Here is a 23,693-nt window from a genome sequence, read left to right as displayed (position 1 = left end):
CTATCCGTCATAACTCATAGCAGTAATCGTTTGGTTTGTCGTTTCGATATCCAGAATATGATCCGGAGAAAGATCATCTCCAACTGAAATATCTGCAAAAATATCAGTTGATTGGCCGATGGTGACTCTGACACTGAATATTTCTAAGGTGTCATACCAGTCTTCATCGGCCTGTCCCTCAGCACAACTGTTGTTTTGATGGTTATAAAAGTGGATCAATTCGCTTTTGCAGTCTGACAACCAAACGATGTACTTGATAATCCGGTCAGCATAAATTTCAACAGGACGGTCAGGGAGATAAATTTCGATCTTACCGTCTTTAAGCGTTTTATTGAAAACAACAAGGTTTTTATTTAGGATTTCGTATTTAACCTCATCAGCTGCTGACCTGATAAAGTCCGTTAAATCAAGTCTGATCTGTTCTTTCCGGTCTCTATATTTCCGGATATCTTTTATGATAAAGTTGTTTTTATGAGATTTAGCCTTCTCTTCCATCACATAAAGTTTTGCTACGCTTTTTCTGTCAGTTAAGTCTGCAGCTGCCTGAAAAACTTCGTAAGCAGATTGATGAAACCCTAATAGACTATAAATATTAGAAAGGATGAGGTCATCACTTTTTGTTCGCTCTATCTTTTCCAGTTCATAGTACAAATCATAGAGTTTTTCAACACTTTCCTTGTCAGCATTTGATTTTCTAAACTGGTTGGAGATTTCAATATAGTCTTTTGTATAGTTTCTTTCCATAGGATTATAGCTGATGCCTGGTCCGCCTGTTAAGCCTGACTGCAATCACTAAAGCAAATATAACCAGTGTCCCGGCAACAGCAAATGTAATCCGGACACCGGTCATTATAGCTTCAGGCCGGGCCGAGATCATTTCATTTGTACCAGATGCAAGCGCAAATATGGCCCCCATCAGGGATGCGCCTGTAATCAGTCCAAGATTGCGCGACAAATTAAGCAGACCAGACATCACGCCTCTCTGTTCCGGAACCACATCCATCATGACCGAAGTATTATTGGCGGCCTGAAACAATTGATAACCTGGTGTTAAAACTGCCATGGCAACAATATATCCGGGAATCCCCAGATCTGCTGAAAAAGCGGAGAGCGTAAATGCGCCAACCGCCATCACTATAAGTCCGGTGATCAGGGATTTCAACGGCCCCAAACGATCCGCAATACGACCAGCCGGGACGCCGCTCAGTATGGAGATCACCGGGCCAACCGACATCATCAACCCAACAACGGCCTGGTTCAGTCCCAGCCCGCGCGCAAGGTAAAATGGGCCGATCACCAGTGTCGCCATCATCACCGTCGACACCAATACATTCATGACCAGACCAGCACGCAATGCCAGATTATGAAATACGGTTAGCTGAATTAATGGCGTGTCTGCTTTTCGCTCAGTCCATATAAACAATACGAGCCCAAAAACAGCGCCAAGGAATAGCAATACATTAAGTTTGCCATAGTCGCCATGTCCGATCGTCATCGAAAGTGCATAAGCAGCAAGCGTTAAACTGAGCAGGAAGGTGCCTTTAACATCGAAACTGCTCCATTGCACTTTCGCTCCCTGACGGTCAGCAGGCAAATAGCGTTTAACCAAAAGAAAAGTAAGCAAGCCTATCGGTAAATTAATAAAGAAGATGGCCCGCCAGCTGAGTCCTGCGATCAAAAAGCCACCCAATGATGGGCCCAGGGCGGTACCAATTGCAGAGGTCGTTCCCAGTAAGCCCATCGTACGGCCAAATTTTTCCTTCGGTACGGCTTCACTGACAAATGACAGAGACAGCGCCATCATAATGGCAGCAGCAAATCCCTGTAATGCCCGGAAGACAATCAGTATTGACAATGAAGTGGCAAGGCCGCATAAAGCCGAAGCCAATGTAAATAAAAAGAGCCCGAACAGCAGCAAACGCTTACGGCCAATCAGATCTCCAAGCCTCCCCACACTCACAATCAAAGTAGTAACCGCAAGAAGGTAAGCAAGTACCACCCATTGGACTCCCTGGAAAGAAGCACTGAATTTATGTACCAGCGTTGGTAATGCAACATTAGCAATACTCGTACTTAACGAGGAAAGCAGCATCGGAAGAGAGAGACTGGCAAACAACCACCATGTGGAGGAATTGCGTTCTGTTTTTTTTATCATTTAAACATGCAGGGTTACTTCACAAAAGTAGTTTGCGCAGTAATTTTCATGTTAGGACAAAAATGAAGTTAAATAGGACTTATGGTTAGAAACTGCTTAGAACATAGATATCATTCTTCAATTGTATAAACCTTACCGGCAATTTTTTCATGAACTCTTCTGGTAAAGTGTAATATTGCAGGTCTGCGTAATAGTCGTTGGTATTGAAAAACAAGCTATCGTATCCAAAAGGAATCTTCAGCTTTACAGTTTTGCCCATAAACTGCAGGTCGCAATAGGCAAAGCCAGACCAGACAGATACATTTCCACTACCGTTAATGCCAGCCAGTTGAAAAGGGTTCAATTCCGACCAATTCAATTCTTTCTTAGCAAAATGACGGATGTAAACCGGCGATGACTTTTCTTTCCATTTCGGCCATGGCGGTAATAGTCCATTTAATAAAACGCAGTTTTTAACATTGTTAATGCTGTCTGTTTCCACATCTTTAACCCGTCGGATAACTTTCCCCTCAGCATCCAGTGTTTCCCTGTCAAACTGATAAGTAGTTTCAGTTTCAAACGGAATATACCTGTCGGTTTCTATGATTTTGCCGGTCTGATCAAAAGTCACATATGCTGTTTCATAGTGATCACCCACACCCGTATAAATCTTTGTGATGACTTTAAAGTTTAGGTTTACGGTATCCATGTAGATAAAACTCACATAATCCGCAGACGAATCGGTATGCTGGAACTGAAGTTTTCCTTTTATGGATACTTTTTTTAAAGTATAACCATCAGCTTTAGAAAAGTCTGTCAGATCCCGATAACTCTTATCCAACCTGGCCGAATAGATTCGGTTCACCAATAGTGGAACCAGGGCAATTAATAAGATAACAGCTATTATAATGAGGTACATCTTCCCTTTTTTCATTCCATGGTAAATATCTTCATCGCGAAGATAAATTCACACAGATTCAATTGCAACAATTATACTACAATAAACATATAAACTCGATAATTTTATTCTAAATTTTTATCATAAATTACATTAACATATTGATAATAAACAAACAACATATAATTAAGAAATTTTTAACCTAAACCTTAAACCAACAAATTAATGCTCATGAAAAAAATCAAGATTTTATTATCTCTTGCGATCATCATAGGGATAATCGTAGTCAGCTGTAAGAAGTCGGAATTAACTTCTGATAAAGATTCCGACCAGCTTTCAGAAAAATCAAAACACTCCAATGCTCCCGGACCTGTTCAGCCAAAACCACCACAACTAGTCGCAATGGAACTCTTTGCAGGATATCAGGTTTCCAGCACCCCCTTACCAACTACCGAAACTGCTGCCGCCACATTGTTAGCCCCATTAATGGCCAACTCCAGACAGTATCTTTATGAGGCGGGCTTGTCCAGCTCTGATTTAGTGGCAGAGTTTTCATCATTAAATAATTACCAGATTGCCTATGTAGCTTTTCAATTGAGAAGAATTGATGTGGAGGGCGGCTGGACTATGCCAGGTTGTAATGTAGAAAATAAAGTCATAAAATGCATTATTCAATCCTTAGTCCCCTGTACACTTATGGATTATTTTCAGGGGAAGACCCGTGACGTTTTGATGGCCCAGGGATTTAGAGCCGGATTTAACATGCTGACATACAGCGCAAAAAGATCTGTTGTCAAACTCCTTGCTACCCGTGCAGCTACGATGTTCGGTACTGGCGGATTAGGCTTAGCTCTGTTTGTATATGATTTTAGTCTTTGCATGCTGAATGATGGAGGAGTATTGGTTCCAAACTATCCGGATATCCTTCCCGGAACTGCCCCAAGAAATGATCTGGTCACTCCTAATGAACCATTAACCTTCCCCGCAAATTATAGTCAGCAGGTTTTTTATACAAAATACTACAGCCACATTGGTTCTTATAGTGGAAAAAGTACAAGTAATGTACCTAAACCCAGTACCCTGATTTTTTATAATTCCATGGACTTAAAGTATTATAGAAATGCCTTGTTTACGAAAACTTTACCTGACGGCTTCTATATCCTTACAGAGGATTTGGGTAGTTCTTCGAACAGATACAGAGAGGTCGTTAATGGCAAAGTCGTTTTAGTTGCTGCTGTTAAAAATCCTGATCCTTACAGGGCATTGGAAGTATTTGATCCGGCAACACATACCCCATTCTTTCAGTAAGAAAATTATCCAATTTGCAGAATCCTAATCGGGAAACCATCTGTTTCCCGATTATTTAGGTTCAACTTAATCCCATTACTCTCAAAAGTTATTTAAAAATTTTTCTCTCCGGGTTATGAGGGCAAATAAGCATGATGTACCTTTGCAAAAAATAAAACCAATGAATAACATCAAACCAGACGCAGTACTTGAATCCGTTGTAAACTTAATTAAAAACACCATCAGTGATGCTAAAATTGAATACGCTTCTTCCAGCACAGCAACACTGAAAGATGGTAACGACACCATATATTTAGAACAAAAATCCGACAACAGCGGAAATTCTGCTACCATCTTTATTAAGGACAAGCAGGAAATCATCTTCAGTGAAGACCTATTGGACCCATTGAAGGATTTAGATCAAACAGCTACTATTATTGTAAACGATTTAGACGTAGAAACATATTTGATCTTCCAGGCAGTAAAAGATGAATTTGATCAGCTGAGCAACAGTTATGAATTTGTGAAAGCAACTGAAAAAGAGGTTCAAAAAGCCAAAAGCACATTTAAATTCGGAAAACATGTGTTCGACCTGATCGTCTCAAACGAACGAGATCAGATCATTGTTGCCCCGGAATTTTCATCATCATTTGACAGCACCATCAAAAAAACGATAGAGGCCGATGCACTGAAAGTACAACATGCAATGTGCGCTGAATTCAAATAAAACTAAAGTTGATCCGGAAACCGGATTTAACAAGAAATCACAACTACAAAAGCCCTGTACACACTGCAGGGCTTTTCCCAAAGAATCAGAGCCAGGAGTTACAGATGCCATTCCGCAATTTCATGTATTTTGAGGGACTGAGGTTAAGGTAATGTTTAAAGTCATGGATCAGCTGACTTTGATCATAGTAGCCACATTCTTCAACCACCTCAATCCAGTTTACCTGATCGGAGCCAGCTGCCAGCTGCTCCACCAACTGCATCGCTTTTAGAAAACGCATATAACGGCCCATCTCTCTGGAAGAGTATCCTAAATGTTCTTTTAATTTCATTTGTACAGACCTTTCAGACAACTGCTCCTTATTGGAAATTTCTTTCACCGGGCTTACCACATTGTTCCCCAGAGCAATAATTTGTTCTGTTAGAGGATGTCGTCCTTGCAGGAAGGGCCTGCAGAAATTCAGAATATGGGTAATCTTATCATCAACGGTATCAATTTCGCTCAGCTCTGCCCAGAGGATGCTGAAACAATCGTCGTTCAGCAAATCGTCCGGATGAATGTGACTGTCCAATAATGCCGAGCCAAAAAACCGAAAAAAAGCATCATTCTTAAAGGTGACCGTCAACATCTCGGCACCCGCCGGAAGCGTATAATCCACCGCTTGTTTAAGTGGTGCGGCAATCATACAGTTGCCCATAATGATTTCCTCATTTTGTTTCGTTCTGAAAGAAATAGATGTACCAAAGCTGAACAACATTACCGACTGAAAAGAAGGCAATAAGGTTTGGGTAACAGGTTTACCGGATTTGTTTTCGGCATAATAGAAAATTGAAAACACCTCTTCAAACTCCACAGGGACTGCAATACGATAGCCCTTATATGCCTCATGACTTTTCATGATTCAAATATGCCCATTTTCTGCCAGATCAACCTTCTCATTTTAGTTCACAGCATTCGTAACCATGATGCTTATCAGGGTAATCACCTGATGATGTTCCAATTTTTTCATGTTAAAATCTATATTTTATTCCGGTTTGTGCAACAAAGCCTGCGCTCTTCATCTCTGCTAATGGTTCCCTTTTCTTTGGATCATTAAAAGGTATCCAATTTACTTTCTGATCCTTTGAATACCTGTCCAGCTGTTGTTTAAAGTTATACCCGGCATTCAGCTCAACAGAGAATTTTTTCGATAAAGCATATTCATAGAAAAGGGCAGTTTTTATTTGCTGAATCTGCAGATAATCAGCATTCATCTTCTTTGACAAGCGATAACTGCCTCCCCCGATCGCAAAATCAGCAAGTGCACCAAAAGCGCTTTTTTCCGACAGCTGATATTTAATTTTTCCGGAAACAGGCAGGATACCTGAAAAGCTAAGTTTATCGTTTACCTTCCAATCAACGGCAACGACAGGTACCAACACAGTACCAAAGAACTGCCTCGCAAAGGCGGCACCCAATGAGTAGTTAAATCTTTTGGAATGATTAATTTTTAACATAAGGGCTCCGGAATAGGTCATATCATCTCCCGAAACATCTTTCAGATCAGAAGAAAGTGAAGGAACAAAGGAGGCCACGATTGCATATTTTTCTGAAATGGCCTTCTGAAAGGTAACAGGTATTGAAATGGCATGAAAGTTTACTCCTCCAAACCTGGAATCAACACCGGAAAGGAATAATCCATTATAGCTGGCGCCTATAAGCAGAAAATCTAACCTGCCATCTTTCAAACGATTCATAACCGGCACCGTAAATGTACCGCCAATCTGTTCTATGTTTATTTTTGTTCCATTTAACTTAAATGGTGAGGAACTATAATTGGCTTCAAAAGAACCCAATCCAGGGACAGAAGAAGGTGATGTTGCCTGTAATAAAGGTGTCCCTTCCCTATCCTGTGCGAATAACTTAGTTGGGATTAAAGCCAGGGCAAAAAGAACTAAGGCGATTGTTTTCATGTTTTTTGTGTTTGTTTTCATTGGAGTATAATTGTTTCTTTTAGCGGTTATGAAGCGATCAGCTAATAAAAGGTCATGGCATAGCCCGGATGCTTTTTTGCATTTAAAAATTGGCAGGAAAAACGATTGCGGTTTAACCCGGACGATCAGGAAGCTAAGGGGCCAGGTTTCTTTTCAGAGGTTGTTTTTAGCGCATTTAACCAGTAGATGAGGGATCCTGTGTTTACGGATTGAAAGCTACTTTGCAACAACCACACCAACCAGCCTTCCATACTTTCCTCTACTTCTACAACCGTATAATTTCCCTTTCTGATGAAATGCCAGTTGTGAATTGCAAAAGAGCCGAAAGCCGGACCAGACCAACCCAGGGTGTTATTCTTTTCTACGGTATGGAAGGTCGAACGAATGGTTAGTCCATGTGTCTTCCAGTCGAAAGAAGTTCCTGCTTTGAAAGGGCCATTAATTTTACTCACCGGAATTTCTTTTTGCCATTGAGACCAGTGATCAACATCAGCAAAAACTTCCCAGACCCTTTCTACCGGAGCATCGATAACCATTTGTAGTCTTGTAATTACAGGTGCATCTGCGTGGATCGTTTTAGTGACCCGATAGGAACTGCTCATTTCCAGTATGATGATGATTAATGCCAGAGTTCCAATCGCCAGCGCGGTTATTTTGATAAAACGCTTCATATCTTTTTTTTAATTTGATTTAACGATGTAAAAGTAGAATCGCTGATCAGCATAAAATTGTAAGATTCCGAAAAGAGGAGATCAATTCCTTTCGGCCCTGGCCGGGAATAGACTCCAGATATTGATCGAAGGCGATTTTTTACATCGTGAAACCAACCATATAAACCTGTTTTTTATAGGCACGGGGAGACATTCCTGTAAGCTTTTTAAAGGACTTCGAAAAGTATGAAAGGCTATCAAAACCGGTCTGAATAGCGATCTCAGAATAGGGCATTCTGCTGGTGGCCAATAGATACTGGGCTCTTTCTATACGTTTGCCCAAAATGTATTTCACAGGCCGTTCCCCTGTAAAGATTTTGAACTGACGGGAAAAATAATCAGGATTTTGATTTACGCGGAATGCCAGCATTGCAACAGATAACTCCTGATGAAGATTGACCAGAATATAGCCAAGGATTTCCACTATTTTAACAGGAGGCTGGCCAACCGGATGTCTCAAATGTAACTGTGGATGTACGAACCGACCGACCAATTGGAGCAAAATGCCCTGAGTCTCCAGATAACTGGCCATATTCTGGGAATTATTAAGTTCCTGATATTCCTTATAAAAAATATTCTTCTCATAGACTTTCGGATCATCCGATCTGTTGATTCCCCGTCCGGGATTAATTTCAAGCAGGCGCTTAAACAGCTGAATATCCAGCTCATTGCCCCGGATTTTTGAAACCATCCGGCTACGGGCGAAAAGGGAAAGCCCATCTGCCGATTCTTCAAAAAACTGGACAAAATACTGGCTCAAATGGTCAGTACAAACAAGATTACACAGGGTAAAGCTCGGAATGATGTAAAAATAACCAGGCTCAAGCTGCAAAACATTCTTTTGGTCGGATATCATACCTGATCCTTCATCGATATAATATATCCGGTAGTAAGGGCTGATTACATTCCGGTAATTCCATTTTGAAGTAAGTTTTACATAATCTACGTTCAGCAGGGAAAAAGTGTTCTGTAATACTCTTTTTATCATTTATTAAATGTCGGTTTTTTACAACAAATAGTCTAATTACTCCAAATAAAGGTCGGATATGTTATTTATTTTTGAAATCAACAACCAAATATTAAACCAGTTTACACTTCCTTATACAAGGTAATGAGGTTTTGCTTAGCTGGTAAGGCTACACGAAAAAACAATTCGATTCTGATGAAAAAAACATTGACTATATGCCTTATGGCATTTTCTGTTATTGCGAATGCTCAGACACAGAAAAAAGATGGTAAGTCCTCTCCTAAAACATTCGTGCCGACAGATGAGTCCTTAAGAAATTATCAATATCCGGACTGGTTCCGGGATGCCAAGTTTGGGATTTGGTCGCATTGGGGCCCACAAGCTGTTCCAAGACAAGGAGACTGGTATGCAAAGAACATGTATATCCAGGGCAGCAATCAGAATAAGTATCATGTAGCAACTTATGGAACACCTTCCAAATTTGGATATAAAGATATTATTCCATTATGGAAGGCAGAAAAATGGAATCCTGAAGAGCTCATGGCTTTGTACAGGAAAGCAGGAGCAAAATACTTTGTAACCATGGGTTCCCACCATGACAATTTCTTTCTTTGGAACTCTAAGGTCCATAAATGGAACTCGGTAAATATGGGTCCAAAAAAAGATGTGGTTGGTTTATGGCAAAAAGCAGCAAAAAAGGAAGGGCTGCGCTTTGGTGTTTCCGAACACCTTGCAGCCAGCTTCAACTGGTTTCAGGTTAGTCATGGGGCTGATAAAACCGGCAGGTTCACAGGAGTTGCCTATGACGGCCGTAATCAAAAGTACGCCGATCTTTATCAGCTCCCAGCCGATTCTGCTGACATGAAGGAATGGTTGACCAACAATCCGGCATGGCATAAACAATGGCTTAAATACGTTAGCGAACTAATCGACAATTATCATCCCGACCTGCTTTATTCAGATAGCAAAGTTCCATTCGGAGATATAGGGAAGACAATGGTAGCGCATTATTACAATCAGGATATCATTAAAAATAAAGGAAAACTACAGGCAGTATATACACCCAAAGAACCTTCTGAAGGGAAATGGGCACAGGATGTAGAGCGTGGTGTATTGGATTCCATCAGTCCCTTCCCATGGCAGACAGATACTTCCATCGGCGACTGGTATTACAGAACGGGACAGCAATATAAAAGTGCAAATGAGATCGCACAGCTGCTGGTAGACATTGTAAGTAAAAACGGCAACCTATTGATCAATGTGGTACAGACCCCGGAGGGAGATCTGGAACCTGATGTCGTTAAAATTGTAACTGAAATAGGCGATTGGATGAAGTTAAACGGAGAAGGTATATATGCGACAAGACCCTGGAAGATCTATGGTGAAGGACCTTCAACGATTAAATCAAATCAGAAAAAAGGCACTTTTGGCGGCCTGACCGATACGCGGGATTATCAATCGAACGATATCCGCTATACAACGAAAGACGGTCAGCTTTTTGCTTTTTGCCTGAATGTGCCCGAAGGCAATATCAGGATCAATGCTTTGGGAAGAAATTCAAAATATACGGATCAGGCAATTGCTGCTGTCAGCCTGCTTGGAAGCAAGGAAAAGCTACAGTGGACACAGGAAGACGACGCTCTTGTAATCACTAAGCCTGCAGATGATCCCAGGTGGATGGTGACCGGCTTCAGGATAGAATTCAAAAAGTAGTCAGCATGAATGGACTTAACCTGCCACCCGTTATTTTTGGGACCAGCAGTCTGGGGAATCTATACCATGCGCTGGACTATACAGATAAACTGAACATAGTAAGATCCTGTATGTTATCAGGAACTGATATTCCTGTCTTTGATACTGCTGGCAAATATGGAGCCGGTCTGGCTTTAGAGACTCTGGGCAAATGCCTCCAAGACCTGAATATCAGTCCCGGTCAAGTCGTGATTTGTAATAAACTTGGCTGGTACAGGACTCCACTTTTATCTCCCGAACCTACCTTTGAGCCAGGTATATGGAAAGGGCTGTACCATGATGCGGTACAGATGATCGGATATGAAGGCATACTCAAATGTTTTGAGCAGGGTAATGGCTTACTAGGTAATTATACTGCACAGATGGTATCGGTACATGACCCTGATGAATACTTATCGGAGAGCATGGATGATGATGATTACCGGAAAAGATATGGACATATTATTGATGCTTATACTGCTCTCGCAGAATTAAAATCTTCAGGCCGCGTATCCTCCATAGGAATAGGCGCGAAAGACTGGAAAGTGATCAGGCGCATCGCTGCAGACGTCGATCTGGACTGGGTAATGATCGCCAATAGCCTGACCTTAAAATCCCATCCTGAAGAGCTGATTGCTTTTGTAAAGGAACTGCATCAAAAAGAAATCAAAGTGATCAATTCCGGAGTGTTCAATGGGGGATTTCTGACTGGCGGGAATTTTTACAACTATCTTCCCGTTGATGGGGAAACGGTTTCAGGAAAGGCACTATTGGATTGGAGAGCGACTTTTTTCGGCCTCTGCAATCAATTTGGAATACTTCCTGCTGAGGCTTGTTTTAATTTTTCCTTTCGGTTTCCAGGGATTGGAAGTATTGCACTGAATACAACGAAACCTGAAAAGATAGCCGGAAATGTAGCACTGACACAGAAAAATATACCTGTTGAATTCTGGAAGGAAATGGCTGAACAGGGATTGATCAAAACCCTTAACCAGCATATATGAAAACACTTATTTGTAAAAGACCGGGAGAGTTTGGATATGAGGAAAGAGCGATTCCGATACCGGGTCCAGGCGAATTACTGCTCAGAATGAAAATGCTGGGCATCTGTGGCACTGATTATCATGCCTTCGATGGAACACAGCCTTTTTTTGAGTATCCCAGAATATTGGGACATGAAATCTCGGCGGAGGTCGCAGAAGCACCTGAGGGAAGCAGATTTAAAGTTGGCGATCTGGTGACGGTAAGCCCTTATTTTTCATGCGGGAAGTGCATCGCATGCAGAAGGGGGAAAACCAACTGTTGCACAGACATCAATGTTTTTGGCGTTCACAGTGACGGTGCAATGCAGGAATATATTTCGGTACCCTCTTCTGCGGTTGTGCCCGGAAATGGGCTAAGCGCTGAAGAGCTGGCATTGATAGAACCACTGGCCATTGCCGCGCATGGAGTTGGACTTGCTCAGATTACAAAAAATGATAATGTTCTTATCCTTGGTGCAGGTCCTATTGGCCTCGGAGTAATATCTATGGCCGGTACAAAAGGTGCAAAGATTATTGTCAGCGATGTGAACGAGAACAGACTGGGCTTCTGCAAGGATAAACTTGGGGTAGCACATCTGATCAATCCGCTAAAAACTGATGCACTGGCAGAGATCGGAAAAATTACCGGCGGCGATATGGCGACTGTAATTATTGATTGCACCGGGAATCTTGAGGCGATCAATAGTGCTTTCCGACTTTTGGCTCATGGCGGTAAATTTATCCTGATCGGACTTCAGAAAGGAATTATTGAGATCCTGCATCCTGAGTTTCATAAAAGAGAAACCATGTTAATGAGCAGCAGAAACGCGCTGCCAGAAGATTTTGATGAGGTGATCAGCAGTATAAAAGAGGGTCTGATCAAACCATTGGAACTGATCTCTCACCGGGTACCTTTTGCCGGGGTTAAGGAAAGTTTTGCAGGGTTGTCCCATACAGATCAATCCTTGATAAAAGCACTGGTTATTTTTGGATGAGACAAAAACCATATTGATACTGGCCCTTAACTTATCTTAAAACACTCGAAATCCGGCGGTTCCCCGACAAGAGAAATTGTAAAAATGATCAGTATCTTTATTTCTATATATACATTGATTTTCACAGAAGTATGATTGAAATTTTCGATGACATCAGAAAACTCTACCTGTTTAAGTTACCCTGCCTGGAATTAGTGTCATATATAGAATTTTTTTCTGAAACGTCTTTAACTGCTACCCGGCAGCACATAGATACAGAAGAGTTTACCGTTAAACTATTCCCAAGCTATACCCCTACCATCTGGATTAATTTAGGATCTGCTTACATCCTCAAGAATGGAAGTAATTGGAAAGTTATTGATGAATCAACGGATGTACTCGTACTAAGAAATGAGATCATTGAAAGAAAGAATTTACCCAGCGACAATATTTTCACCATTAAATTTCATCCAGGTGGTCTGGAAGCTGTTTTTGGAGTTAGCCAGGCTAAAATTGCAAGTGAAATCATAAACGCAAGCGAAATAATTTGCCCGCAAATGTTGCAAAAACTAAAAAGCAGCAGTTGTTTTAATGACAGGGTTACTTTATTGCAGGAACTATTTCTAAGTAAACTTAATCAGCATCGAAAAACAAGCTGCTATTTTAACTATATACAACAAGCCACTGCTCTTTTTTGTGCATCCGGTTTTGCAGCAAAAAACAATGAATTGGCTGAAAAACTGGGACTAAGTGAAAAAAACTTCTATCGATATCTCACTAAAACAATAGGTATCAATCCGAAGCAGTACATGGCCATTTTAAGGGCAAGAACGGCTTTAACTGCTTACATAAATAAACCTGCAGATTTCAATCCTTATGCATATGGTTATTTTGACAGCAGCCATTTTTACAAAGATGTATTAAAATTTACCGGCAAAACGCTCTCCACACAACTTAGCTGAATTGTCCGTTTTTTACTTTCGGTTTCCTGGAATTAGTTCTTTATTTGCTTTAAAAAACTTAAAAAAAGATGAAGGCTTTGACTGCTATATTATTGTTTTTCTTAGCGATACCATCTGCAATTGCTCAGGGATACCATCCAAAAATTGAGCTTACCAACTGCCCCATTAAAATTGGCGACGGTGTTATTGCGAAATGTGGTTATTTAGTTGTACCTGAAAATCGTCAAAAACCTGGCGGCCGGCAAATCAAAATCCCTTTTGTATTTGTAAGAAAACCAGCAATGGACACTGTGAACAACATTTTTCTTTATACCACAGGGGGTCCGGGCTATAGCACGATCGACAACATTGATCAAATTACGGTCAATTCCGGCTTCCTAAAATATGGAGGTTTTATTGCCTTCGATCAAAGGGGAACAAAAAAATCAATCCCATCATTGGATTGTCCGGGAATAGATGATGCAATTAAACGTTCCTATAGGGAGCATCTTCCGAAGGATAGTTTGGTACTGCAGGCCATAAAACAATGTCGTGAAAAGCTGGCCGGGCAAGAAATTGACCTTTCCGCTTACAACACAGTAGAGAGTGCAGCCGATATCAATGACTTACGACTGGCCCTACATATCCAATCTATGAGCCTGGTAGGGATCTCTTACAGCGGCGGGCTGATGCTTACTGTAGTAAGAAACCATCCCCAGGGCATTAAATCGCTGATATTAAATTCACCATTGCCAGGGTATGTCAATTATGAAGAGCACGGCCTGTTTAATATGAACGAAGCCTTAGAACAGCTATTTGCCAATTGTAAAGCGGATTCTTCCAACCAGGTACTATATGGTAATTTAAAAGAAAGCTTTCAGAAGTACTTTATTGAAATTACCGGCAAAAGCTTCAGCATCAGTTATAAAGAAAAATCAACAGGAAAAACGTTTCCGGTACAATATGGCAAGAATGAATTGTTGGATGTTATTATTAACCGGATGAACGCACTGCAACTCAAAAGTCTACCCTTTGTGATCACAGAAATCATCAAGGGTCGGCACGATTATGTACAGGAAGTTCTGGATAATGTATTCGCAGGAAACCCAGGTTATTCAGTGGGGATGCGTTTCTCAGTTTATTGTACTGAGCAAATTGTGTATTCCAATCCTGAACTGATAAAAAAACAGGAAGAAGTATTACCCTGGTTTGCTGGTTATACTTTTAATGACGTAAATCATCCCATTTGTGAATGCTGGAAAGTCAAAGCCGAAAACCCAATCGTAAAAACGCCGGTATATGCTAACATTCCGGTTTTGCTTTCGGCAGGGGATGCAGACCCCTGGTGCAGGCAATTTTACAACCAATTGATCAAACGAACAATGCCTAACAGTCAATTGTTACTGATCCACAATCGGGGACACGGCTCCGGCTTTATAGTTGATGGTATAGACTACCTTGAACTGTTTTTAAAAAATCCTTATCAAAAGTTAACTACACAGACTAAGGACCTTAAAATTGAATAGTGCAGACTGAGTAAGTATAACATTTGTGCTTTAACTATAGCTGATGCAATAAACCCGTAGCCTTCGCAACCCGGCAGGCTTCCATTGCGTTGCTTACATTTAGCTTCTGAAAAATATTCTGCCTGTGCCTGTTCACCGTATGAATACTTAAGGACAGCTTATCAGCGATCTCCTTACTTCTCTGTCCCAGGTTGATCAGCTGAAGGATCTGGCCTTCCCGCGCAGACAGGATATCTTCGAACCGCCCATCCTCGCTATCTATAATTTCTCCTGTACTGGTATTGATGATCACACCCTCGGGAACGTCAAACCCGGGATGATCGTACACCATGTTGTACAGGCAAAGGGCCAGCCAGACATTTCCTTGTCCGGTACCACTCAGGTACAGCAAACGATGTCTGATCAGCTGGTATTTGTTTTCGCTGTTCTTTATTCTCAGCCTGGTGATCAAACTGTAATTAATACGTTCATTTAAAGCAACAGACTTGATCAGCTTAAAAAAATTAAATTCGAGCCGGTACTTCTTCTGAAGATCTTCCGGATGGACCCGGCTAAGCAATTCATCTTCCCAGATGGAATTAATTTCTGTCTGACTGGGCTCAAACCCCAGCTGTCGGGCAAGTCCACCAGGATAGATATAGCTCTTTCTGGCTTCCATATCACTAAGTACACTAATGGTATTTTCAAGCTTTGCATAAAGCATGGCGATAGATTTGCAATCATCAAGCTGCAATGCAGGTTGAGAAAAATCAGAAAAAGGCTGAGAGAACAGCTTTATATCAAGCAATTCACGTATCTGACTCGTATTCTGATGGTTATTTATAGCCATTTGGGTTGCATTACCATTCTGTAGATTTGGAAGGTACAAGGTAAGATTTCGAATCCGGAATCCACCAATTTACATTTATGGAATTCATTAAAAATAGCTACTCCTGAAACATGGAAAGAAGATAACCCACCAATGTTACCCCCGCTGTCGCACTTCTATGTCCAGGTTCATCAGATTATCAGGAAATATTGATGAACCTGGCATGGAAGCCGTGACAGTTATTTATTTACGTTTTCTACGGATTAAGATCATCATGCCTGCCAGGAACATCAGTCCCGGAATAACACCATAATACAATACTTGTATCACTTTTACACTGGACTTTGTGAGTGTGGTGCTGTTGTCCTTAGAAAAGGGGCGTTTTGCCTCAACGGGAAACTCTCCATAACTGAACCAGCTGAAAATTCTCATGGCAAAATAGTGATTCAACGTCCCCATATTTGACCTTCCTAACTCTCCGTTACTGAAGAAATCGGCATCACCGGAAATTACAATTCGTTGTTCTTTAGTTTTCAGCTGACGGCTGAGCATCAATGCCGGGGGAAAGGAACCCTGCTCATCTCCTGCTTTACCATCAATTTTCAAAGCGGCAGAATCCACAGCAAACTTTCCCTTTTTAATCCAGCTGGATTGCTCATCGGTCATCAATAATGGATGAACAGCAAAAGCTCCGCCTTCCTGATAACTTAAAGCAGCAACGCCTGGCATAGATAAAATAGCTTTCTGTTGAAAAAAGGGCTGTAGCCCCGGATCCATAGCAACAGATCCGGCAGCCAGTACAGGCGTTACCAGGTCATAAGCATAATCCCTGCTATGCTGAACAAGCGTCCCATCCAGCATCTTGATACCAAGCGATTCCAGCAGGGGATTAACAACACCCTGTTTACCTGGTTCTCCGGCAATCACCAGGTTCCCTCCTTCTGTTATGTATTTTTGAAGTTTAGCTTTTGCAGCTGTACTGTAGGCGACCTTTGGATCACCAATCACCAGAACAGCGATGTTAGCCGGAATTTCTGCATGCTCCAATGCAATGGTATCAATATCAAAACCCTGGTTGATCATAGAAGCTCTGGACAGCTTATCGTTAGTCAGCGTCTTATAGTCCCTGTCGCCCAGCTTATCTATGCTGCGTTGATAACCATCGGTAGCAAAAACAATCCTGGGTATCGGCTGCATCAGCCTTTTTAAGGCTGCGCCAGTTTCTTCTTCGGCCGGCCAGAAACGCTGATCCGGTGGGGGGAATGTGCGAAGAAAAGTGGCTTTACCTTTATACTTTAACTGCATCACAGCACGTCCGTTTTCCCCGCTCAGGTCTATTTGTTTTTTGATTTGTTCGGGCCTTAAAAAATCCCGGAGGTTAAACTTTTGCAACTTTGCCAGATGAACCATCCCCTCATCAAAAGTCATATGGCTCGCGGCAAGCCCCGCTGTCATTCCTGGAATGGTGTCATAGTAATACACCCATTTCAGCTTAATATTGGGCTTAAAACGTAGATATGACTCCCAGCGGGAAATATTTGAAATGCGAAGTGCAGGTGTTATATTCCAGTAAGAACCTTCCATTCCATTGACGTAAGTGGTCACCTCAATCGGCTCATCCCCCATCTTTTTCAGGATATCCTGACTGGTCTTTGTAATGGTGTTTTCCCTGGTATCAGTGGCATCATAATAGGCAATCATCGGCTGACGGGAACTGACATAGGTAACCATTAAGGCAACCACAACGATCACTACATATCTGGATACCTGTTGCAAAACAGATTTGGATACCCTTTCCAACTCGAGCTTAGTGATGGTAAAAGCAAGAAACATTCCTGAGATCGCCAGGTAATAGATCACATCACGACTATTCAGCAAACCAGCCATCATGCGTGTTGCACGACTCGGCATCGAAAGACTATGCGTTAAATCCCTGATCACATCCAGGTCCTGCCCAACCTTTCCGATATAGTTCATAAAGGCCAGCAACACAAAAGTACTAATCGCTGCCACGGCCTGGTAGGTGGTTAAACTGGATACAAAGATCCCGATCGCCGAATAGGCACTTAACAGCAGAAACGCAGCAAACAAAGCAACCAGAATATGCGGGAAATCAAAGTGTGGGATAAATATCGCAGCGGCCAGTACAAACAAACTGATGACCAATATTATGAACAGGTTATAAGCCAGCATGGCTGTAAATTTCCCATAAACTACCTGGCTCAGTTTCACCGGGGAGGAATAGAGCAATTTGATACTTCCGGTACTGATTTCCCTACTAAGGATACCCATAGTGACCAATGGAATGTACAGGTATAAGCTATCCAGAATCTTGACCAGCAGCCCCAGCGCATTGGGATTTGTAAAAAGATCTCTGGTTAAAAAAGAGAAGTTGCCTCCTTTTGCTAATTCGGGTATAGCTGCGGTAAAACCAATAGTCATCTGCACGAAAAGTGTGATCATCAGCAACCAGGCAATCGGGGAATAAAATAGCAGGCTGAGTTCCAGCCTTGCTATTTGTATGATTTTCTTCATATCTTAAATGGTTATTTTTTTTCCGGCATCAGGACCATCCTGATGTAATTCTTATCCTGAATAAAAGTTGCCGCAGTTTCCTGAACGGATTTCACCGTAATTTTATTCAATACAGCATCGTAATCAAAAAACTGAGTCAGGGACTCTTTATCCATTTCCTGACCAAGGAGGTAATTCAACCAGAAATCATTATTTGTTGATCCGGTTTGCAGTGCCACCTTACGGGATGCTTTAAACTTCTGCAGATTTTCGGCAGAGGGGCCACTGATCCTCATTTGGTTGACTTCATCCTGTGCCAAAGCAATGAGCTTTTCTACATTCTGCGGGGCACAATCAAAAGAAACCGTCAAACTAAATCTACTTTTCAGGTACTTGGTTAAGCTCATTTGTACATTGGGCGTATAGGTGCCGCCTTCCTGATTGCGAAGGCGCTGGTTCATCCTGATATTCAGTGCATCAGCAAGGGCATTCATCTTTATGGTATTTTCGAAATTGTAATTGAAATCACCTGAATACACGAGCATTACACTCGCCTTTTTCGTAGAACCGCTATATACGGTTTTAGCCATACGACCCGGAGGAATATTAATGCCCAAATCGCGGGCCTGTTCCTTCAGACCTTTTGAAGGCAAAGATCCAAGGTATTTCTCCAGCAATGGTTTGATGGTCTTTTCATCTATATTTCCAACAAAAAGGAAAGTAAAACCTGAAGCATCCGCAAAGCGCTCCTGATAAAACTTTAAGGCTTTATCTAGGTTAATCGATGTGATTTTAGCAGTACTTTGCGGCGATCTCCTGACGTGGTAGTTTGATAACACCTGACCTGCCGAATCTGTAAATACCTGACCGGGATCATTCGTTTTATTGGCGAAGGCTTCTCTGGTCCTGCCGATCAAAGTCTGATAAGCATCTTCACTTTTACGCGGCTCTGTAAAATAAGCATACAAAAGTTCCAGAGCAACAGGCAGGTCTTCTTTGGTGGTACTGCCACTAAACCCCTGATAGTTGTCTATGATAAACGGACTCACCTGCACTTGTTTCCCCGCCAGTAGTTTACCAAGCTGCAACGCATCATAATTCCCCGCACCACCGGCAGCAACGATATTTGCCGCATTTACTGCACTTTGATAATCTGCATCGGCAGACAGAGAGGCTCCCCCCCCGGCAAATCCTTTAAACAAGACCTGGTTATTCTGAAAATCTGTTTTCTTCAGGATTACCTTTACGCCGTTGCTTAGGGTCATCTTTTGCAGGCCACCTGGGTTTATGGCATCAACTGCGGTAATCTTTCCGGCTTTCGGTTCCTTTTTGAGCAACGGCACACTAAGAACATCATCTACATAAGGTGGAAGCGTTTGCGCATAAACATTTTCTATCCAGCTCAATATCGCCGCCTCAGTTGGCAAAAAGGCTTTATTGGCTGCAGAGGATTTCACAATGATGTCCCTATCTGTATTTTTCAGGTAAATTTTCATCTGCGCATTCAGCTCTTTTAAGCTGATATCCGGAATCAGCGCATTGGACAATTCGTATTCTTTGACGATACCTGGCGCAGCCTGTCCAGTCAGGAAATGTTGTAAGTAAGGTTTGATCAAAACTTCCGAAGGCGTTTTATCTTTCTCCTGCAGAAATTCAGACAGCTTAAGCAAATAACTTTTCTTTATACGCTCCAGCTCAGCTTCTGTAAATCCCTGTTCTTCTATTTTACGAAGTTCAAGCCATACGCTTTTCAATGCCGGTTCAGTTTCGGCTGGTTTGGTCGTGATGTTCACATAAAAAGAATTCAATCCACCTGTTAAGGGCACAATCCCCACAATGGACATTTGCCTGAACCTTGCAGCCAGCATTTGCTGGAACAGGTTTTTCAACAAACTGGCACGATAATCTCCAGCTGTAATGACGGTATCGGCCTTTTGCTTCATGCCAATTTCCAGGGAAACACCTCCCCATTCCGGATCTATAAATTGCATATACTGGTTTTTGCCGGTTAATGCCGCAGAATAAACCGTACGCTCCTGCTCCTTTTCCGGGTTTTTCAGGTCGGAGAACTTAGCCTTGATGTCTTTCTCCATCTGATCAACATCCACATCCCCAACCACCAGTATGGCTTGCAGGTTTGGCCGGTACCAATCTTTATAAAAGCGGCGGATCTCTTCGGGTGTTACCTTCAACAGTACTTCTTCTTTACCAATGGGCAAACGGGAGCCATAGCGCGACTGATTGGTATAAAGCGGAATACTTTGCTCCTGAAAGCGTTGTGAAATTCCCTGACGAACCCGTTTTTCTTCCAGGATGACATGGCGCTCACGTTCCACATCTTCTGCATCAATATTGGCATCCTGCGCCCAGTCGCGCATGATCTGCAAACCATTGGCCAGGAACTCCGGATGGTCCGATGGCAAAGGCAACTGGTACACCGTTTCATCAGGCAGTGTAGTGGCATTGATGTCTGCGCCAAAACGCATACCAGATTTTTCCAGGTAATCAGACAGGGCCTTCTTAGGAAAATGTTTCGTTCCGTTAAAGCTCATGTGTTCTATAAAATGAGCCACCCCCCTTTGCTCATCCGTTTCCAGAATTGAACCTGCTTTAATGGCGAGGTACATCATTACCCGCTTTTCCGGTGTTTTATTTTTTCGAATATAATACGTAAAGCCGTTCGGTAATTTCCCTGTACGCACTTGCGGATCCAGGGGAAGTACTTGTGTATCCAACTGTGTTTTACAAGCCAATGGAATGCATAACGCTGCAATGAAAAGCAGGTTTAAAGATTTATATTTAAGTAACATATTAATGCTGATTGAGGTTAGGTCTTAATGGATCGTTTGCCTGGATGATCTCAACGATCTTTTCATTTTCAATGATGATCATTCCTTGTCTGTCGCTGGTAATTCCAGTTGTAAGCGTATATGGATAAGTTGGCAGGCCATCTTTCATCACCGTAGGCAGAAAAGAGAATTGCAGGTTCTGACATGCTTTGCCTAAAGCTTCCCCAACTTCAATGATGTGGGTAGAAATGACAAAGAAACTGTTCCTGTTTTCTGCAAAAGCCCTGGTCACTGCCAGTGTGGCATCATAAGCGTCTTTTACATTCGTTCCTTTAAACAACTCATCAAACAATACGTATAGATTAAGGGATTCGTTAACCGCCTGTGCAACCGTTTTGGTGCGCAATACTTCTGCATAAAAATGACTATAGCCCATATCCAGGTTATCTGAAACATTGATGGAGGAAAATAAGCCATCTTTAACAGAAAATTCCATTCTTTTTGCAGCGATAGGGAAACCCATATGTGCCAGATAAACCGCAATTCCCATCGATTTCATGAAGGTGGATTTACCAGCCATGTTAGCTCCGGTTAAAAACAACACATTGCGATCCCGGGTTAAATGCAGGGTATTGCTTACCCCTTTTTTTAATCCCGGATGACGGAATCCTTCCATATCCAGCAACATCTGCGCTGCAGGCAAAGCTTTAGCATATACAAAACCTTCTTTGGCAGCAACTGCTGCAACGCCGACGAATACATCCAGCTCATAAATCAATTTCAAGAGGATTTCCATTTCCTCAATCATCGCATGGCGAATCACATAGTCGTTTCGGATCAGCTGCATCAATGAAAGCTGTTCCTCCGGCCTGTTCAAGATCTGCTGCAGCCTGCTGTCCTGAATGATCCTTTGAGCAATATCCAGTTTCTTTTGATAAACCGATACCTGCCCTTTCCCTGACAATTCCTTAAAGAAATCCCGGAAGGCCTGTAATACCTCAATGGTGACCGACTGGCCGGCCTGCAATTGCAGCAATTCCGCATTGTGAAAAAGGGCTTGTTTGAACTTTTTGGCAAAAATGCCCCAAGCTACTGCCGGCAAGGCTGCGCCTGCACCGCCAGACAGGTAGTCTTCCATAGATTCTACCTGGGAACGGATGACTGGAAAAATTACCCCATGCTGCTGAAAAAAAGCAAATACTGAGCTTCTTTGGTTGATTTGTTCCGGTGCATTCAATGGTCGGGCAAACATCCCTTCCAGTTCCTTCTCCCCACCCCGGGTTTGCAGGTGATTAAATAAGCTATATATCGATTGCTGTTTGAATTTACCCTGAAGGTTTAAATCTTCTATGGTTTGTTTATCCGCAGTAAAAGTGTCCTGTATTTTCTTTGCCTCCTTTTCATGACTGATCAGCTCGAGCACCCCCTCATTGTTAATGATGATCATCCCATGACGGTCGTCGGTAATGCCTTCTGTAAGTGTATAGGTATAAACAGGTTTGCCGTTTTCCATACGTGTAGGCAGGTAGCGAAAAATCATATTGCGGCATTTTTGCTGCAATACCTCACCTGCTTCCATGATATGGGTGGAGATGACAAACAGCGAATGTGGTTTACCGGCAAAGGCCTCCATGATGGAAATTGTGCCCTCATAAGCATCCTTCACATTTGTGCCCCGAAACAGCTCATCAAATACGACAAACAGGTTTTTGCCTGCACCAAGCTCTACCGCAACCTTCTTTACCCTCAGTACTTCCGCATAGAAATGACTGGCGCCCATGGCCAGGTTATCGGGCAAATTAATGGTCGTGTACATGCCATCGCATACCGAAAACTCCATATGTCTGGCTGCTATCGGAAAACCCAGATGTGCCAGATACATGGCAATACTTAACGATTTCATGAAGGTAGACTTACCGCCCATATTGGCCCCTGTTAGGAAAACAATATTGCTATCCGGCGTCATCTCTAAGGAATTGGCCACCGGCTTATGCAGTAAGGGATGATATACTCCCTGTAATTGTAAGCGGTTGGCATCACGCTTTAATGCGGTTGCGAAGTGATACCCCCTTTCTTCCGCTACCCTGGCGATAGAACAATACACATCCAGGTGATAAATATGCTGCAATATTTTTTCCAGCAGGGCATGTTGCTGAAACCTTAGAATATTGTCATACTCTACAATCTTTCCTGAAGAGATTTTGCCTTTCCCATGGTCGGTAAAAATAAGTTCCAGCTCCCTTGAATTTAGCAAGGCCAGTACCTCTGTCACTTCTGTTCCGTAGGGATTGTTCGCTGCTTTGCTATGAAGGTTCTGCATAAAGACTTTCAGTCCCTGCAAAATCTCCATCAGCGCCATCACACTTTGCGTGGCTGCTTTAAAATCGGCCATGCTAAAGCCCTGGTTGGAAAGTCGGCTGCGCGGGTCTGTGTTGGCGAGATACCTCTCTGCCTCTTCAAAACGGTTTCCCTGCAGAGGGAAAGTGATTTTATTTTCCCTGAAATACTTCAGCACGGCCACACGTTCATTGATTGCTTTTTCGTCCGAAAGCGGATTCCGGAACAGTTCTTCCAGCAGGGATGCGGCACCCTGCGTATAGGTTTTATTAAAAATATGATAGATCGAATCGCTTCCTGATTTAGCGAAGATATTCAGATCATCTATCGTTTGTTTATCGGTTATAAAGCTCAT

Annotated in this window: 18 protein-coding genes; 7 read left to right on the top strand and 11 right to left on the bottom strand. The window is 42.3% G+C overall.

Annotation, left to right across the window (positions count from 1 at the left end):
* The 3 genes from BUC20_RS10140 to BUC20_RS10130 form a co-directional block, all read right to left on the bottom strand.
* Entirely contained in the window at positions 1–744 is a 744-nt protein-coding gene (locus BUC20_RS10140; RefSeq protein WP_073231761.1) for a hypothetical protein, read from the bottom strand.
* 4 nt (positions 745–748) lie between these two features.
* On the bottom strand, positions 749–2,155 hold the full coding sequence (locus BUC20_RS10135; protein ID WP_073230536.1) for an MFS transporter: 1,407 nt from the start codon (positions 2,153–2,155) through the stop codon (positions 749–751).
* A gap of 85 nt (positions 2,156–2,240) precedes the next feature.
* Positions 2,241–3,068 (bottom strand): hypothetical protein, encoded by an 828-nt coding sequence (locus BUC20_RS10130; protein WP_073230534.1) that lies wholly within the window; start codon positions 3,066–3,068, stop codon positions 2,241–2,243.
* A gap of 195 nt (positions 3,069–3,263) precedes the next feature.
* Between BUC20_RS10130 and BUC20_RS10125 the strand changes: the two genes are divergently transcribed.
* Both BUC20_RS10125 and BUC20_RS10120 read left to right on the top strand, forming a co-directional pair.
* Positions 3,264–4,340: a hypothetical protein gene (locus BUC20_RS10125; protein WP_073230532.1), complete on the top strand. Its 1,077-nt coding sequence runs from the start codon at positions 3,264–3,266 to the stop codon at positions 4,338–4,340.
* Between the two features lie 160 nt (positions 4,341–4,500).
* Positions 4,501–5,046: a hypothetical protein gene (locus BUC20_RS10120; RefSeq protein WP_143166759.1), complete on the top strand. Its 546-nt coding sequence runs from the start codon at positions 4,501–4,503 to the stop codon at positions 5,044–5,046.
* Between the two features lie 85 nt (positions 5,047–5,131).
* Here the strand turns inward: BUC20_RS10120 and BUC20_RS10115 are convergent, their stop codons facing one another.
* The 4 genes from BUC20_RS10115 to BUC20_RS10100 all read right to left on the bottom strand — a co-directional run bounded on the left by BUC20_RS10115 (position 5,132) and on the right by BUC20_RS10100 (position 8,717).
* Positions 5,132–5,944, bottom strand: a complete 813-nt coding sequence (locus BUC20_RS10115) for a helix-turn-helix domain-containing protein (RefSeq protein WP_073230528.1) — start codon at positions 5,942–5,944, stop codon at positions 5,132–5,134.
* Between the two features lie 112 nt (positions 5,945–6,056).
* Positions 6,057–6,998 (bottom strand): DUF6268 family outer membrane beta-barrel protein, encoded by a 942-nt coding sequence (locus BUC20_RS10110; RefSeq protein WP_143166757.1) that lies wholly within the window; start codon positions 6,996–6,998, stop codon positions 6,057–6,059.
* A 146-nt stretch (positions 6,999–7,144) separates the two neighbouring features.
* On the bottom strand, positions 7,145–7,690 hold the full coding sequence (locus tag BUC20_RS10105; RefSeq protein ID WP_073230524.1) for an SRPBCC family protein: 546 nt from the start codon (positions 7,688–7,690) through the stop codon (positions 7,145–7,147).
* Between the two features lie 139 nt (positions 7,691–7,829).
* Positions 7,830–8,717 carry a helix-turn-helix domain-containing protein gene (locus BUC20_RS10100; RefSeq protein WP_073230522.1) on the bottom strand — a complete coding sequence of 296 codons (888 nt, stop codon included), beginning with the start codon at positions 8,715–8,717 and terminating at the stop codon, positions 7,830–7,832.
* Positions 8,718–8,918: 201 nt separating this feature from the next.
* Between BUC20_RS10100 and BUC20_RS10095 the strand changes: the two genes are divergently transcribed.
* From BUC20_RS10095 to BUC20_RS10075, 5 genes are all read left to right on the top strand, one after another.
* On the top strand, positions 8,919–10,409 hold the full coding sequence (locus BUC20_RS10095; protein WP_200800919.1) for an alpha-L-fucosidase: 1,491 nt from the start codon (positions 8,919–8,921) through the stop codon (positions 10,407–10,409).
* Between the two features lie 5 nt (positions 10,410–10,414).
* Complete coding sequence (locus tag BUC20_RS10090; protein WP_073231759.1) at positions 10,415–11,431, top strand: aldo/keto reductase; 1,017 nt, start codon at positions 10,415–10,417, stop codon at positions 11,429–11,431.
* A complete protein-coding gene (locus BUC20_RS10085) occupies positions 11,428–12,444 on the top strand; it encodes a zinc-binding alcohol dehydrogenase family protein (protein WP_073230521.1) in 1,017 nt (338 codons plus the stop codon). The genes BUC20_RS10090 and BUC20_RS10085 overlap by 4 nt, the downstream gene beginning before the upstream one ends.
* A gap of 131 nt (positions 12,445–12,575) precedes the next feature.
* Positions 12,576–13,385 (top strand): helix-turn-helix domain-containing protein, encoded by an 810-nt coding sequence (locus BUC20_RS10080; RefSeq protein WP_073230519.1) that lies wholly within the window; start codon positions 12,576–12,578, stop codon positions 13,383–13,385.
* Between the two features lie 68 nt (positions 13,386–13,453).
* Complete coding sequence (locus BUC20_RS10075; RefSeq protein WP_073230517.1) at positions 13,454–14,890, top strand: alpha/beta fold hydrolase; 1,437 nt, start codon at positions 13,454–13,456, stop codon at positions 14,888–14,890.
* A gap of 34 nt (positions 14,891–14,924) precedes the next feature.
* Here BUC20_RS10075 and BUC20_RS10070 read toward each other — a convergent pair whose 3' ends face one another.
* The 4 genes from BUC20_RS10070 to BUC20_RS34165 all read right to left on the bottom strand — a co-directional run bounded on the left by BUC20_RS10070 (position 14,925) and on the right by BUC20_RS34165 (position 23,693).
* Positions 14,925–15,719, bottom strand: a complete 795-nt coding sequence (locus tag BUC20_RS10070; RefSeq protein ID WP_073230515.1) for a response regulator transcription factor — start codon at positions 15,717–15,719, stop codon at positions 14,925–14,927.
* Positions 15,720–15,941: 222 nt separating this feature from the next.
* Positions 15,942–18,233 carry a Gldg family protein gene (locus BUC20_RS10065; protein WP_073230514.1) on the bottom strand — a complete coding sequence of 764 codons (2,292 nt, stop codon included), beginning with the start codon at positions 18,231–18,233 and terminating at the stop codon, positions 15,942–15,944.
* Between the two features lie 11 nt (positions 18,234–18,244).
* The gene (locus tag BUC20_RS10060; protein WP_073230512.1) at positions 18,245–21,022 is read right to left on the bottom strand and encodes a M16 family metallopeptidase; all 2,778 of its coding nucleotides are present in this window, start codon (positions 21,020–21,022) and stop codon (positions 18,245–18,247) included.
* Between the two features lies 1 nt (position 21,023).
* Positions 21,024–23,693: a MutS-related protein gene (locus BUC20_RS34165; protein WP_234994494.1), complete on the bottom strand. Its 2,670-nt coding sequence runs from the start codon at positions 23,691–23,693 to the stop codon at positions 21,024–21,026.

The organism is Pedobacter caeni (assembly GCF_900129215.1).
Lineage (GTDB): Bacteria > Bacteroidota > Bacteroidia > Sphingobacteriales > Sphingobacteriaceae > Pedobacter > Pedobacter caeni.
This window is presented reverse-complemented; position numbering and strand designations above follow the sequence as displayed.

Bases quoted from the DNA above. Each gene is read 5' to 3' on its own strand.
- BUC20_RS10140 (WP_073231761.1), bottom strand. From the start codon at position 744: ATGGAAAGAAACTATACAAAAGACTATATTGAAATCTCCAACCAGTTT.
- BUC20_RS10135 (WP_073230536.1), bottom strand. From the start codon at position 2,155: ATGATAAAAAAAACAGAACGCAATTCCTCCACATGGTGGTTGTTTGCC.
- BUC20_RS10130 (WP_073230534.1), bottom strand. From the start codon at position 3,068: ATGAAAAAAGGGAAGATGTACCTCATTATAATAGCTGTTATCTTATTA.
- BUC20_RS10125 (WP_073230532.1), top strand. From the start codon at position 3,264: ATGAAAAAAATCAAGATTTTATTATCTCTTGCGATCATCATAGGGATA.
- BUC20_RS10120 (WP_143166759.1), top strand. From the start codon at position 4,501: ATGAATAACATCAAACCAGACGCAGTACTTGAATCCGTTGTAAACTTA.
- BUC20_RS10115 (WP_073230528.1), bottom strand. From the start codon at position 5,944: ATGAAAAGTCATGAGGCATATAAGGGCTATCGTATTGCAGTCCCTGTG.
- BUC20_RS10110 (WP_143166757.1), bottom strand. From the start codon at position 6,998: ATGAAAACAATCGCCTTAGTTCTTTTTGCCCTGGCTTTAATCCCAACT.
- BUC20_RS10105 (WP_073230524.1), bottom strand. From the start codon at position 7,690: ATGAAGCGTTTTATCAAAATAACCGCGCTGGCGATTGGAACTCTGGCA.
- BUC20_RS10100 (WP_073230522.1), bottom strand. From the start codon at position 8,717: ATGATAAAAAGAGTATTACAGAACACTTTTTCCCTGCTGAACGTAGAT.
- BUC20_RS10095 (WP_200800919.1), top strand. From the start codon at position 8,919: ATGGCATTTTCTGTTATTGCGAATGCTCAGACACAGAAAAAAGATGGT.
- BUC20_RS10090 (WP_073231759.1), top strand. From the start codon at position 10,415: ATGAATGGACTTAACCTGCCACCCGTTATTTTTGGGACCAGCAGTCTG.
- BUC20_RS10085 (WP_073230521.1), top strand. From the start codon at position 11,428: ATGAAAACACTTATTTGTAAAAGACCGGGAGAGTTTGGATATGAGGAA.
- BUC20_RS10080 (WP_073230519.1), top strand. From the start codon at position 12,576: ATGATTGAAATTTTCGATGACATCAGAAAACTCTACCTGTTTAAGTTA.
- BUC20_RS10075 (WP_073230517.1), top strand. From the start codon at position 13,454: ATGAAGGCTTTGACTGCTATATTATTGTTTTTCTTAGCGATACCATCT.
- BUC20_RS10070 (WP_073230515.1), bottom strand. From the start codon at position 15,719: ATGGCTATAAATAACCATCAGAATACGAGTCAGATACGTGAATTGCTT.
- BUC20_RS10065 (WP_073230514.1), bottom strand. From the start codon at position 18,233: ATGAAGAAAATCATACAAATAGCAAGGCTGGAACTCAGCCTGCTATTT.
- BUC20_RS10060 (WP_073230512.1), bottom strand. From the start codon at position 21,022: ATGTTACTTAAATATAAATCTTTAAACCTGCTTTTCATTGCAGCGTTA.
- BUC20_RS34165 (WP_234994494.1), bottom strand. From the start codon at position 23,693: ATGAGCTTTATAACCGATAAACAAACGATAGATGATCTGAATATCTTC.